The 14,699-nt window shown below is 36.2% G+C and carries 8 protein-coding genes; all 8 read left to right on the top strand.

The features are described 5' to 3' along the window. Nucleotides 1–53 precede the first annotated feature (53 nt). The 8 genes from PBT89_RS12550 to PBT89_RS12515 all read left to right on the top strand — a co-directional run bounded on the left by PBT89_RS12550 (nt 54) and on the right by PBT89_RS12515 (nt 14,687). On the top strand, nt 54–3,296 hold the full coding sequence (locus PBT89_RS12550; protein ID WP_270062203.1) for a SusC/RagA family TonB-linked outer membrane protein: 3,243 nt from the start codon (nt 54–56) through the stop codon (nt 3,294–3,296). Nucleotides 3,297–3,307: 11 nt separating this feature from the next. Further along, entirely contained in the window at nt 3,308–5,302 is a 1,995-nt protein-coding gene (locus tag PBT89_RS12545) for a RagB/SusD family nutrient uptake outer membrane protein (RefSeq protein ID WP_270062202.1), read from the top strand. Between the two features lie 224 nt (nt 5,303–5,526). Further along, complete coding sequence (locus PBT89_RS12540; RefSeq protein ID WP_270062201.1) at nt 5,527–6,834, top strand: BNR repeat-containing protein; 1,308 nt, start codon at nt 5,527–5,529, stop codon at nt 6,832–6,834. 15 nt (nt 6,835–6,849) lie between these two features. Continuing rightward, nucleotides 6,850–8,094, top strand: coding sequence for a glycoside hydrolase family 88 protein (locus tag PBT89_RS12535; RefSeq protein ID WP_270062200.1), 1,245 nt, complete (start codon nt 6,850–6,852; stop codon nt 8,092–8,094). A 39-nt stretch (nt 8,095–8,133) separates the two neighbouring features. Further along, a complete protein-coding gene (locus PBT89_RS12530) occupies nt 8,134–11,301 on the top strand; it encodes a glycoside hydrolase family 2 TIM barrel-domain containing protein (RefSeq protein WP_270062199.1) in 3,168 nt (1,055 codons plus the stop codon). Between the two features lie 150 nt (nt 11,302–11,451). Further along, nucleotides 11,452–12,300, top strand: coding sequence for a glycoside hydrolase family 16 protein (locus PBT89_RS12525; protein WP_270062198.1), 849 nt, complete (start codon nt 11,452–11,454; stop codon nt 12,298–12,300). 6 nt (nt 12,301–12,306) lie between these two features. Then, the gene (locus PBT89_RS12520) at nt 12,307–13,533 is read left to right on the top strand and encodes a DUF2264 domain-containing protein (RefSeq protein ID WP_270062197.1); all 1,227 of its coding nucleotides are present in this window, start codon (nt 12,307–12,309) and stop codon (nt 13,531–13,533) included. 14 nt (nt 13,534–13,547) lie between these two features. Beyond that, entirely contained in the window at nt 13,548–14,687 is a 1,140-nt protein-coding gene (locus PBT89_RS12515) for a glycoside hydrolase family 43 protein (protein ID WP_270062196.1), read from the top strand. Nucleotides 14,688–14,699 lie beyond the last annotated feature (12 nt).

Raw genomic sequence — 14,699 nt, 5'->3', positions numbered from 1 at the left:
TAAAAAATATAAGGATTCGAACCTAATTTTATGTCTAACATTTAATAATCAATATGAAAAACAACTATTATAATTTTTATGTTTTCGCTTTTTCATTTTCGCTTTTATTTTTATTGAGTTTTGCTATGCAATCCCAAGAGAAGAATATAGAAGGGAAAGTAGTAGATGAGGAAGGAGTTCCTATACCTAGTGTAACAGTGAGTATTAAAAACACTTCTAGAGGAACAGTGACCGATTTCGATGGATTATTTTCTATTCGTGCTAATCCCAAAGATATTTTAATGTTTTCTTTCATGGGTTTTGAAAGTAAAGAGGTTAGTGTAGGAGATAAGGCTTTTTTAGAAATATCTATGGTAACAGATACAGACCAACTTGAAGAAGTTGTTGTTATTGGTTATGGAAAAATAAAAAAGAAGGATTTAACAGGATCTGTTGTTCAGGTGAAACCAGATGATTTCGAAAATCAAAACCCTCAGACAGTTCAAGATGTTTTGCGTGGTGTCCCCGGATTAAAAGTCGGCTATTCAGCAGATGCCAAAGGAGGAGGATCATTAAGAGTTAGGGGGCAAACTTCTGTGTATGATAAAGGGGGGCATAATTCACCTCTTATTATTTTAGACGGTATGCAGTTTTATGGTGAATTGTCAGAAATAAATCCTGATAATATAGAACAAATAGATATTTTAAAAGATGCTTCATCAACAGCGGTTTATGGATCAAAAGCTTCGGCAGGTGTTATAATAATAACTACAAAAAAAGGAAAAAAAGGTAAGCCGCTAGTAAATATTAATTCTGATATTTCAATCAATAGAAGAAGTGATTATCGCGAAGTATATAGCCCAGATGGTTATACCAAATATAGAGAAGATTGGGAAACTGCAAAAACTTACGGGGTGAATGAAGAGACAGGTCAATACGAAGCATATGTAAATAATAGACCAGGGCAGTTGGGGTATTTTTCGAATCCTAATCGATTAAATGAATACGGTATAACACAAAACGAGTGGTTAGCTTATCAAGATATATCTGAAACTGAAGGTAGAAGCTTATATGAGGTCTGGGGACGTCGTTTAGGAATAAAAGAGGGGGTGTTACTAAATAATTTTATCGATGGAAAAACGCATGATTGGTATGATAGTACGTTTAGAACAGGGATAAATAAAGATTTAAATGCCAGTATTTCTGGGGCAGGTGATAAAGCAAATTATTATTTATCTATGGGGTATCTAAGTGCTGAAGGTGCTGTAAAAGGGAATGACTATTCCACTGTTCGTGCTAATATGAAGATTAACGGACAAATTACAGATTGGCTAGAAATTGGTGCCAATGTTAATTTTCAAGATCGTACAGATGGAGATATTACTGTAGGTACGGGTACTGATTATTGGGATTCGAATATGCTTAGAATTAGTCCTTTTGGAAATTTTAGAAATGAAATGGGGGAATATGAAAGGCAACCAATGGGTGAAGATATAGGAGGATATAATTATTATTATGACCGCCAATTTATGGAATTAGAGCGAGGTGTTACTGTATTAAATGCTATCTTCAATACAAAAGTTACGCTGCCATTCGGTATTACTTATTCTTTTAATATTTCACCTAGATACCAATTCTATTATAATCGCTATTTTCAGTCATCAGAACATGCCGGCTGGAATGCAGCCAATATAGGTGTAGATAGAGACCATAGTAAGAATTTTGACTATAATCTCAATAACAATATTACATGGGACTATCATATAAATGATAAACATCACATAATAGCCACTTTTGTTCAGGAGGCGGAAGAACGTAAGTATTGGTCAGATAATATTGATGCTCGTAACATACAGCCCTCTGATGCTTTAGGTTTTCATAATACCTCGAATGCAACATTAGATAATAGCGGTTTTTCAACTAACGATTCTCACCAAACTGCTGATGCATTAATGGGAAGGTTATTTTATTCTTACGATGATTTGTATTTAATTACAGGGACTGTTCGAAGAGATGGGTATTCGGCCTTTGGAGCTTCTAATCCTTATGCAACATTTCCTTCTGTTTCAGTGGCATGGAATTTCACTAATGAAAGCTGGTTTAATTGGGATGCTATGAGCACTGGAAAATTACGCGTTTCTTGGGGTAAGAATGGTAATAGATCACTTTCAGATCCTTATGTTAGTTTGGCCAATTTAGCTTCTGGCTCAGGAGCTACAATGGGTTACATAGATTCTTCTGGAGAGATTGTAGATGTAAAATACTTGGGTATAGATAGAATGGCTAATCCAAATTTACGATGGGAAAAAACGACTTCTACAAATATTGGTTTGGATTATGGATTTTTAGATCAGCGAATTTATGGTTCTATAGATGTGTATCACACGATAACAAATGACATGATTATGGGGCAGCGATTACCAGGATTTTCTGGATTTGGATCTATTACAACAAATCTTGGGGAAGTTCAAAATAGAGGCCTGGAAATTAGTGTAAACTCTGTAAATATAAGGAACTCAGATTTCGAATGGAGAACTAGTTTCGCACTCTCTTATAATAAGAATAAGATCAATTCTCTTTATGGAAATATGGAGGATATTCTTGATGCCAATGGAAATGTGATTGGAAGAAAAGAGGCAGATGATCTATCAAATGGTTGGTTTATTGGAAAACCAATTTCCACAATTTGGGATTATGAAGTAACAGGAATTTGGCAAAAAGATGAATGGGAAGAAGCTGCAAGGTATGGTCAGCGACCTGGAGATCCAAAAATAGCCAATAACTACACTGAGGATGATAAAGAAGACGGAACACCGGTTTATAACGACAATGATAAAGTATTTTTGGGACAAACAGCACCACCAGTAAACTGGTCACTCCGTAATGATTTTAGCTATAAAAATTGGGAATTGGCTATAAACATGTACTCATATATGGGGCATAAATCTGTTAGTGGTCGTTTTATGAATAATTATAACTCAGGAAGTTTATATACCAATAATTACAATCCATTTGTGAATCCCTATTGGACGGTAGATAATCCAACTAACGATTGGGCGCGCTTAGATGCTATAGCTCCTGCCGGTGCAAGTGCACCAAAATTATACAATCGTAATTTTATAAGATTAGATCATATTTCACTTGCCTATACTCTGCCTACTGAAATTACTCAGAAATGGAATGTCCAACGAGTAAAATTTTCGGCTTCGATTAGAAATGTAGCTACCTGGGCTGCTGATTGGGAATACTTTGGAGATCCTGAAACAGGAGGACTGGCTACACGTATGTTTAATTTTGGTATGAATTTAACCCTTTAAGAAAAGCTATAATGATGAAAAAATTCAATAAAAATAAAATTTCAAAGGTTGCAGCTTTAGTTTTAGCAACTATGATGGTTACATCATGCTCTGAAGACTTTCTTGAACCAGACCCGTTATCCTTTTATGAACCAGAAGCAACTTTTTCAACAGAATCTGGTTTAGAAGCAACAATTGCAATGGCGGACAAATCACTTAGAGGGTACTGGATTCACTATGAATATGCGTCCAATAGTGTGCCAATTGGGACAGAATATGTATTCTCAGATATGGCAAAATACGGTAAAACTGATAATAGCCCTACAGCTGCAGATTATGCAAATACTATCGTGCCAACTGGAGGTTTTTCAACGGCTACTACCGATTGGATTTATCTTGGTTATTACTGGGATGAAGGTTACAATGGAATTAAATATGCGAATACAGTTTTAACCTATATTGATGAAGTAGATGGATTAAGCGAAGAAGTGAAAAATAAATATCGAGGACAAGCTTATTTTCATAGAGCTTATAGATACCTTAATTTAGTTTATCAGTTCGGTGATATTCCTTTGATAACTAAAATACTTCAGGTTCCAAAACAAAATTATTATTCTACTAAAAAGGAAGAAATCATAGAGATGATAACTTCAGATATGGAAAAAGCGGTAGAATGGGTTCCCGAACAATCGAGTTTAAATTATTTAGGACAGGTAAACAAGGCTGCTTGTAGGCAACTTTTGATAAAATGCTATCTAGCATCAGGCCGCTTTGCAGAGGCTGAAGAGCAAGCAGATATTTTAATTAATGAATCTGGTTATACACTTATGCAAAGTTCTTTTGGGACTTTTGATGAAGGAGGAAATGCAAACACTTGGGAGATTACCAGAAATGTTGTTTGGGATCTACATAGACCTGAAAACAAAGTAACTTCAGCAAATACTGAAGCCATAATGATTATTCCTAATGGAGGTGCACAATCGTTTGTTCCGTTCAATTCTATGCGTATTTTCGGTCCATTTTGGAATTCAGCAAATATCATTACTCCTAGCGATGGCAAAAGAGCTGCTGACAGGTTTTCTTTGAATAATTCAAATTATGATCCAAATTATGACTACACACGAGCTTTTGGTCGTGGAATAGCCACAATTAGTGCATCTTATTATTCACAAGAGCCGATGTGGGTAGTTAATGGAGTTGAAGATGAGCAAGATTTGAGGCATAACAGTCAGGTAGGGAATTGGGTTAATATGGAGGATTTAGAATATAGTGATCCTTCTTCAGAAGATTATGGAGAGAATTTTAGAATGTACAGCGAGAGTGGTAATTTATTAACTAGAGATACGATTCGTGATTGGTTTGATTTTCCGCTATATAAAATATACTTACATGATGTAGTTAATGAAAGTAACCCAAATTCAAATAGCTTTTACGGTGCTTCAACGGGAAGTGCGGCTCACTGGTATCTTTATAGATTAGCAGAAACTTATTTATTGCGAGCAGAAGCAAGATTTTATCAAGGAAATATAGCTGGCGCTACACAAGATGTTAATACTATTAGGGAAAGAGCAAATGCTTCTCAATTATATACTGATGTAACCATCGGAGATATTTGTGCTGAAAGGGGTAGAGAACTTTATTTAGAAGAATGGAGAAATGTAGAATTAACCCGAATTTCACACTGCTTAGCCATGAGTGGAATGCCAGATGAATGGGGAAATACCTATAATCTGGATACTTGGGATCAGCAGTCTGGAACAGATGAATCTGGGGGAAGTTACTGGTATCAGAGAATAATCCATTATACACTATATAACAAGTATCCGGAGGGAATAGTAGTACCCAATAATACACTTTATTATACTATGGATAAGAGAAATGTATACTGGCCAATACCAAATAGTGCTATAACAGCCAATACAAAAGGACAATTGAGTCAAAACTATGGTTACGACGGCTACGATTCAAGTGTGAAAGTTTGGGATAGTTGGGAAAGTGCCGTTGAAGATGAGGATAATGTTGATTGATATAATAATTTATTGATATAGGCAATTTATCTTTGCTAATCTTAAGTAGAGAATTTAAGTTATTAAATCTTTTATTCTCTACTTTTTTATATTATACCATAATTTTCTTGATATAATTGGTTGTAATTCATATTTGAATCATTTGCCCCTCTTAAAAAGTCATTTTATGCCATATAAAATCTTATAAAAAAAGAAATATTGTACCGCAAATACAGTCTTACTAAATGTTGAAAAACATCATTTTTTATATCCTTTCTATAATTCTTTTGGCTTCTTGTTCTTCAATTAGTAATACGGTTGTAGAAGTAGGCGAGGGTTGGGCAAACAACTCAATAAATACTGTGATTTTCCGTAAGAATGCAATTACTTCAAACTCCACGCATCAGTTTTTAGCTTATTATGATGAAAACGGAAAAATGATTATCGCTAAAAGGAAGCTGAATTCATCAAATTTCGATTTATCTCATAGTGATTTTACCGGAAACACAAAAGATGCTCATAACGCAATTAGCATCGCCTTAGATGGTAATAATAAACTCCACGCTAGCTGGGACCATCATGATAATCCGTTGAACTATGCAATAGGTATAGCCGCTTTAAGTACGCAGTTGGGAGACAAACAAAACATGACAGGTAAGGATGAAAATAAACTTTCTTATCCTCAATTTTACAATCTTAAAAACGGAAATCTTTTTTTTCTATATCGATCAGGCCAGTCTGGAAAAGGAAAGTTAGTTTCCAAATTATATAATATCGAAAATCAGCAATGGGAAGATCTACATGATAATTTAATCGATGGCGAAGGAGAACGCAATGCCTATTGGCAGGCTTGTGTAGATAGAGAAGGAACTATTCATTTATCTTGGGTGTGGCGAGACAGTTGGGATGTAGCTACTAATCACGATATGGCATATGCGAGATCTAAAGATGGTGGTAAAACCTGGCAACGTTCTAATGGGCAGCAATATAATTTACCAATAACCGCATCATCGGCAGAATATGCCTGGGAAATTCCGCAGAAAAGTGAATTGATCAATCAAACATCGATGACTGCCGATAAAAATGGAAATCCTTATATTGTAACCTATTGGACTGAAGATCATAAAACAAATTATCAAATTATTTATCTTGAAGAAGGAAAATGGAAGCATGAAAACACAAACTTCAGAAATTCTTCATTTCAGCTCGGTGGAGGAGGAACAAAGAAAATCCCAATTTCCAGACCTGAAATTTTGCTGAAAGAAACTCAAGATAAACCAATGTTTTATCTTCTTTTTAGGGATGCCGAAAGAGGAAATAAAATTTCTATGGCTTACAATAAAATTGGGAGCAAAAAGTCATGGAATGTAATCGATTTAACTAAAGTATCTGTAGGAGAATGGGAGCCAAATTACGATTTGGAACTTTGGAAGCGAGAAAAGAAATTACATGTATTTGCACAAAAAGTGTATCAGATTGATGGGGAGGGGGTGGCAACCGTTAAACCTACGATGATCCGTGTTCTTGAAATTAAAAATTTACCATTAAAATAAATATTAAATATAATCATGAATTCATTAAAAGTATTAGGTCTTTCGTTTGTGCTTTGCGCAGCGATCTCCTGTAAAGATAATCAGGAAGAAAATAAAACTTCTTCTGAAGCGACCGAAGCAGTAGAAAATAAATTGACGAAATCAATTTCACAAGAAAAGATTGATTCGGTTACGCAACTAGCAGCAAATCAATATTTGTCGATGGCTGGCAAAATTGAAGAGGGAGAGTATCCAAAAACTTTTTACCCTAAAAAAGAAGAATTTGAAGCAAGTAATTCTGGTTGGTGGACTAGTGGATTTTATCCAGGTACATTGCTTTATCTATATGAAGAAACCGGAAAGGATACTTTAAAACAAGAAGCAGAGCGTATTCTTGCACATTTAGAAAGAGAAGCTAAAAATACCAGTACACACGATTTAGGATTTATGATGTATTGTAGTTTCGGCAATGCAAACCGTATTGATCCAAAACCTGAGTATAATGACATTCTAATGGAGAGCGCAAAATCTTTAGCTACGCGCTACAACGATACCGTAAAAGCAATCCGGTCTTGGGATAGTGCTCCTTGGAATAAAGCAGAAAAAGGAGATTTGGTAGTCATAATTGATAATATGATGAATTTGGAACTTCTTTTTTGGGCTGCCGATCATAGCGGTGATGAGCGATATCGTGAAATAGCTATTAATCACGCCAACACTACCATGAAAAATCATTTTAGAGATGATTATAGTACTTATCATGAGTTAATTTATGATGAACAAACCGGAGAAGCGAAATCAAAAATTACCGCACAAGGTTTTGCAGATGAATCTTCATGGGCTCGTGGACAAGCGTGGGGATTATACGGGTACACTTTAATGTACCGAGAAACCAAAGACCAAAAATATTTGGATCAGGCTAAAAATATTGCAAAGTTCATTTTAGAGCATCCAAATATGCCAGAAGATATGGTGCCTTACTGGGATTTTGATGCTGAAGACATCCCTGATGATTTACGCGATAGTTCCGCCGCTGCGGTTATTGCTTCTGCTTTATTAGAATTGTACAAATATACTGACGACGAGAACTATTTTAATGCTGCTGAAAAAATGTTGTCTAGCCTGATGTCAGAGGAATATTTAGCCAAACAAGATGAATTGGGTGGATTTCTTTTGAAACACGGTGTGGGTAGTAAACCGGCAAATTCTGAGGTAGATGTACCATTAACCTATGGAGATTATTATTTTGTTGAAGCTTTAAAAAGGTACGAAGAACTTTAAAATTCAAAATTCAAAATAAAAAATTGATTTACTAAAAATATGAAAAAGACCTTTTTTAGCCTTCTTGGCTTGCTGTTATTTACAACCACGTATGCGCAGCAAAACGAGTGGGAAAATCCATCAAAAGTAGATAGAAATAAACTGGAAGGGCGTAGCGATTTTGTGCTTTACACTTCAGCTTCTAAAGCCTTAAAAAACGAACCGGAATCATCCGATTTATACCAAAGTTTAAATGGCACCTGGAAGTTCAATATCGTGAAGCATCCTAGCGAGCGACCAAAAGATTTTTATTCATCATCACTAAACGACAGTGAATGGGACGATATCAACGTTCCTTCTAATTGGGAATTAGAAGGCTTTGATCTTCCTATTTATACCAATGTAACTTATCCGCATCCTAAAAATCCGCCTTATATCGGATTTCCTTCGGAAGAAAAAACGGAGAGTGGCGAGATCATCAACAAAAACTCCAAAGATGGTGATGAAGAAATTTATAATCCGGTAGGGACGTATCGCAGAACTTTTTCTGTTCCGCAGCAATGGAACAACCACGAGATTATTCTTCGATTTGGATCAATCTCTGGTTATGCCAGAATTTTTGTAAACGGTGAAGAAGCGGGAATGACCAAAGCTTCTAAAACGCCGGCTGAATTTGATATTACTGAATTTCTTAAAGATGGGGAAAATCTTTTGGCGGTTCAGGTTTTTAGATGGCACGATGGGAGTTATTTGGAAGATCAGGATTTTTGGCGTTTAAGTGGTTTGGAACGTGATGTGTATTTGCAAGCGGTTCCAAAAACCACGATATGGGATTATTTTGTAACCAGTGGCTTGAGTAACGATTATACTGACGGCGAATTAAACGCCAACATAAAACTGAAAGATTTTGATAAAGGAAGTATCAAAAAGCCAAAAGTAAAATTTGTTTTAATGGATCCTTCTGGTAAAGAAATCTATACTGAAACCAAAGCTTTAGATAAAAAAGCTACGGAAGTAAGCTTCCATAAAAATCTTGCTGAGGTTCAAAAATGGAGCAATGAATTTCCAAATCTTTATAAATACAGCATTAGTTTATTAGATAAAAAGGATGATGAAGTTGCCGCGCTTGCTGGTAAAACTGGTTTCCGTGAAGTGGAAATCAAAAATGCGCAGTTAATGGTAAATGGTGAAGCTATTACTGTAAATGGTGTTAATTTACATGAACACCATCCCGATAAAGGCCATACTCCAGATCGTGAAATGATGCTTAAGGATATCGAGGTAATGCAAAAGAACAACGTCAATGCAATCCGAATGAGTCACTATCCACACGATTCGTATATCTATGAATTGGCAGATGAATACGGAATGTATGTGGTTGATGAAGCGAATATCGAAACTCATGCTATGGGAGCAGAGTGGCAAGGTAATTTTGATAAATCAAAGCACCCAGCTTATTTAGAAGAATGGGCACCAGCGCATATGGATCGAATTCAACGAATGGTCGAGTTCCATAAAAATCATTCTTCAATTATTGTTTGGTCTTTAGGAAATGAAAGTGGAAATGGCCCCGTATTTTACGATGCTTACGATTGGATTAAAGATCGTGATACCACTCGTAAAGTTCAATTTGAACAAGCAGGTGAAAATCGCAATACCGATATCGTATGCCCTATGTATCCAAGCATCAAGCATATGAAACAATATGCCAACGATAACAGCAAAGAGCGCCCGTTTATTATGTGTGAATATTCTCACGCCATGGGAAATAGTAACGGAAACTTTCAGGAATACTGGGATATTATCGATAACAGCGATCATATGCAAGGTGGCTTTATCTGGGATTGGGTAGACCAGGGATTACGAACAGAAACCGAAGATGGCCGAGAGTTTTGGGCTTATGGAGGTGATTTAGGTGCTGAAAACTTGCAAAACGATCAGAACTTTAATGCTAACGGACTCGTGACTGCTGATCGTGAACCACATCCGGCTTTAGAAGAAGTTAAAAAAGTATATCAAAACATCAAATTTGAATTAGATGGAAATGAACTTTCGATAAAAAACAAATTCAATTTCACGAATTTGGATGCTTTCGATTTTAAATGGGAATTACTTGCCGATGGAGAAGTTGTAAAAACCGGAAAGTTTACTATTGAAGTGGCTCCAAATTCAACAAAATCGGTTAGTATTTCTTTGCCAAAAATCGGTGATAAAGAATATTTCCTAAGTGTATACGCTTATACTAAACAGGCGAAAGCAATGGTTCCTGCGGGGCACGAAATTGCCAGGGAACAATTTAAAATTGGTGAGAATACATTTTTTACTGAAACCAAAACTGAAACTTCTGGTACGTTAAAAGTTAAAAAGAAAGGTGATATACTTCAATTTTCAAATGACATGATCGAAGGTATTTTTAATACTGAAACTGGAAGCTTTGAAGCCTATCATCTGAAAGGCAGTGAAAAATCACCAATATCAGCATTTCCAAAGCCATATTTTTGGAGAGCGCCAACCGATAATGATTTTGGAAACGGCATGCCGAAAAAACTAAAGGCTTGGAAAGAAGCGACTCATAATTCAGAAGTAAAAAATGTTGAAGTTGCTAAAAAAGATAAAGACGGTCAGCTGATCACCGTGACGTATCAGTTAGCCGGAGTAGACGTCCCATATACAGTCGAATATCATATTCAAAACAACGGAGATATTAAAGTAACCGCGAATTTAAATTCTGAAAAAGACCTTCCTGAACTTCCACGTTTTGGAATGCGCATGATCTTACCGGGAGATTATGAAAATTTGGAATATTACGGTCGTGGTCCATGGGAAAATTATTCCGATAGAAATACTTCAGCGTTTTTAGGAATCTATGAAGACAAAGTAGAAAATCAGTTTACTTGGGGCTATATTCGCCCGCAAGAGGCCGGTTATAAAACTGACGCCCGTTGGATTCAGCTTCAAAATAAAAATGGAAAAGGTTTGAAAATCATCGGTGAACAGCCATTAGGATTTAGTGCTTTAAACATTGCTACCGAAGATTTAGATCCGGGAGAAGAAAAAGCGCAACGTCATCCCACCGATATCAAAGTTCAGGATAAAGTATTCCTGCATGTAGATTATAAACAACGTGGACTGGGTGGAGATAACAGCTGGGGGCAGTATCCGCATAGACAGTACCGTTTAGAAGATAATAACTATAGCTATACGTATATAATTTCTTTGCTGCGATAGTTTGAAATTCTATATAAATAGCACTCAGTTATATCCAAACTGAGAATTAAAATATTACAGTGTGAGTTGAGAGCTATCCCTTTTTTGAATTTATTTCATAAGGGGTAGCTTCTTTTTAAATTTCAGTGGTTTAACTGATATATTAAAAAAATGAAATTAAAATTAGCCTTTTTAATCATTTCAATGTTTTCATTTTCAGGTTGTTTTTCGCAGGAGATCAAAGAGAAAGCCGAAAATTATGAGTTGATATGGGCAGATGAGTTTGATAAAGCAGGAAAACCCGATACTCAATATTGGTCGTACGAAAAAGGATTTGTTCGGAATGATGAATTACAATGGTATCAGGCTAAAAATGCTATTGTAAAAGATGGATTTTTAGTGATTGAAGCTCGACGAGAAAAAATAAAGAATCCTAATTTTAAGGCTGAAAGTGAAAACTGGAAAGAAAACAGAGCGTTTGCCGAATACACTTCATCAAGTTTAAATACCAAAGGGAAATTCAGTTTTAAATACGGAATTTTAGAAGTAAAAGCTAAAATAGATACTGCCATGGGAATGTGGCCGGCAATCTGGACGCTCGGTATCGAAAAAGGGTGGCCCTCTAATGGAGAGATTGATGTGATGGAATATTATTTGGTCGATCAAAAGCCTGCAATTTTAGCAAATGCAGCATGGAAAGGACAAACCGATTATGTGGCTTGGGATAGTGAAAAAATTCCGTTTTCAAAATTCCTCGAAAAAGATCCAAACTGGGCAGATAAATTTCATATCTGGAAAATGCAATGGACTTCAGAAGCGATTACTATTTATTTAGATGAGGAATTGCTCAATACAATCGATGTTTCAACTGCAACAAATCCAGATGGTTTTAATCCTTTTCAGCAACCGCATTATTTACTGCTGAATTTAGCAATTGGAAGTAATGGAGGCAACCCTGAAACAACAGCATTCCCAAAATATTATAAAATAGATTATGTACGAGTTTATCAACCGAAATAATAGATTATGAAAATATCGAATATTAAATTATTGTTTGTCTTTTTTATATGTACAGGTAATTTATTGGCGCAAGAGTTAGATCAGCCTAAACCTGAAAAAGTACGTGAATTTTATGTAGAATCGCTTGTGAAAATAGCCGATCCTGTATTAACCAATTTGGCAGAAGGAAAGCTTAAAGCAAATATGCCGGTAGAGCGTTCACCGGGAGCCTGGGACGATCGTAAGCATGTAACTTATTTAGAAGCCTTTGGCCGAACTTTATCGGGTATTGCGCCTTGGTTAGAATTGGGACCAGATAATACCAAAGAAGGAAAATTAAGAAAAAAATATATCGAATTATCTCGAAAAGCGATCGATAAAGCAACCGATCCCGAATCACCAGATTTTATGAATTTCAATAAAGATGCGCAACCTTTGGTAGATGCTGCGTTTTTTGCTCAGGGATTACTTAGAGCGCCTACACAGCTTTGGGATCCGCTTTCAGACGAAACGAAGCAAAATGTAATCGCTGTATTAAAATCTTCCCGCGATATTCAGCCTTACTACAGTAATTGGTTATTGTTTACCGGAATGGTAGAAGCTGCTTTGCTTAAGTTTGATGGAAAAGCAGATGTAGTTCGATTAGCTTATCCTATCAATAAGCATATGGAATGGTATTTAGGGGACGGAATGTATGGTGATGGCCCTAATTTCCACTGGGATTATTACAATAGTTTCGTGATTCAGCCTTTTCTGATGGATATTTTAAAAACTATGGAAGAAGAAGGTATTGGTCGTGAAAAAGATTTTGAAAAAGTACAATATAGAGCCAAACGCTATGCTAGTATTCAGGAACGATTAATTTCTCCTAACGGGACTTATCCGCCAATAGGACGATCTTTAGCGTATAGATTTGGTGCTTTTCAGACGCTTTCTCAAGTAGCTTTATGGAAAAATTTGAGTGAAGAGCTGAGTCCTGCACAAGTACGTTCGGCATTATATGCAGTAATTAAAAATCAAATTGAAGCTGAAGGAACTTTTGATAAAGAAGGTTGGCTTCAAGTTGGTCTTATGGGGCATCAGAATAATATCGGTGAAGGTTATATTTCTACTGGTAGCTTGTATTTAAGTACTGAAGCATTTTTAGTTTTAGGACTTTCTACTGAAGATGAATTCTGGACGGCACCTGCCGAAGCCTGGACGCAAAAGAAAATTTGGAGTGGGCATACTATTCCAATCGATCATGCTCATTAATTTCCCCACGAAATATGAAAAATCCGAAAATCAATTACCTCATTTTATTTGTATTAGTTTTTAGCCAATTTGGGTTAAAAGCGCAATCTTCTTCGCCTAATTATAAAGCATTCTATCCGGGAGAAATCTGGAAGGATACCGATGGTGAGCACATCAATGCGCATGGCGGTGGAATTTTATTTAAAGACGGAACTTACTATTGGTATGGCGAGCATAAAGGAAAATCTAGTTTAGCGCGAGTTGGGATAACAGTATATTCTTCAGAAGATTTATATAATTGGCAAAATGAAGGCGTAGCGCTTTCAGTAGAAAAAGATCCAAATTCTGAAATTACTTCGGGAAGCGTTATGGAGCGGCCAAAAGTAGTTTTCAATGAAAAAACAGGTAAATATGTAATGTGGTTTCATCTGGAATTAAAAGATCAGGGATATTCCGCAGCAAGAACAGGAGTAGCCATTAGCGATTCGCCAACAGGACCGTTTACTTATTTAAAATCGTATCGTCCTAATGCTGAAGAATGGCCGCGAAATTTTAAAGAAGAGTGGAAATATACTCCTGAAAATGGAGATCCAGAAAAATGGTGGACGCCAAAATGGAGAAAAGCTTTAGCTGAAGGAATGTTTGTTAGACGTGATTTTGATAAAGGACAAATGTCCCGTGATATGACGGTTTATATCGATACCGATGGTACGGCATATCATATTACCTCTTCGGAAGAAAACCAGACTTTGCATATTTCAAAATTGACAGATGATTATCTGGAGTTTACAGGAGAATGGATTCGTGTACAACCCGGAGGACAAAATGAAGCGCCCGCAATTTTCAAAAAAGATGGTTATTATTATATGATCACTTCCGGGTTAACAGGTTGGGATCCCAATGCAGCTCGTTCGTTTAGAGCAAAATCTATCATGGGACCCTGGGAAAAATTAGGTAACCCGGCTGTTGGGGAGGATGCCGACAAAACTTTCTTTTCACAAAGTACTTTTGTGTTACCGGTACAGGGAAAAAAAGATAGTTTTATCTTTATGGCAGACCGCTGGAAACCTAAAAATCATATTGATGGACGCTACATTTGGTTGCCTATAGAGTGGGAGAACCAAAAACCAGTTATTCGCTGGAAAGATGAGTGGGAATTATCTGTATTCGAATAAAATCGTATTTAA

Origin of the sequence: Zunongwangia sp. HRR-M8, from assembly GCF_027594405.1 — a bacterium.
Lineage (GTDB): Bacteria > Bacteroidota > Bacteroidia > Flavobacteriales > Flavobacteriaceae > Zunongwangia.
This window is presented reverse-complemented; position numbering and strand designations above follow the sequence as displayed.

Coding starts and splice junctions, on each gene's coding strand:
- PBT89_RS12520 (WP_270062197.1), top strand. CDS start 12,307: ATGAAAATATCGAATATTAAATTATTGTTTGTCTTTTTTATATGTACA.
- PBT89_RS12525 (WP_270062198.1), top strand. CDS start 11,452: ATGAAATTAAAATTAGCCTTTTTAATCATTTCAATGTTTTCATTTTCA.
- PBT89_RS12530 (WP_270062199.1), top strand. CDS start 8,134: ATGAAAAAGACCTTTTTTAGCCTTCTTGGCTTGCTGTTATTTACAACC.
- PBT89_RS12535 (WP_270062200.1), top strand. CDS start 6,850: ATGAATTCATTAAAAGTATTAGGTCTTTCGTTTGTGCTTTGCGCAGCG.
- PBT89_RS12545 (WP_270062202.1), top strand. CDS start 3,308: ATGATGAAAAAATTCAATAAAAATAAAATTTCAAAGGTTGCAGCTTTA.
- PBT89_RS12515 (WP_270062196.1), top strand. CDS start 13,548: ATGAAAAATCCGAAAATCAATTACCTCATTTTATTTGTATTAGTTTTT.
- PBT89_RS12540 (WP_270062201.1), top strand. CDS start 5,527: ATGTTGAAAAACATCATTTTTTATATCCTTTCTATAATTCTTTTGGCT.
- PBT89_RS12550 (WP_270062203.1), top strand. CDS start 54: ATGAAAAACAACTATTATAATTTTTATGTTTTCGCTTTTTCATTTTCG.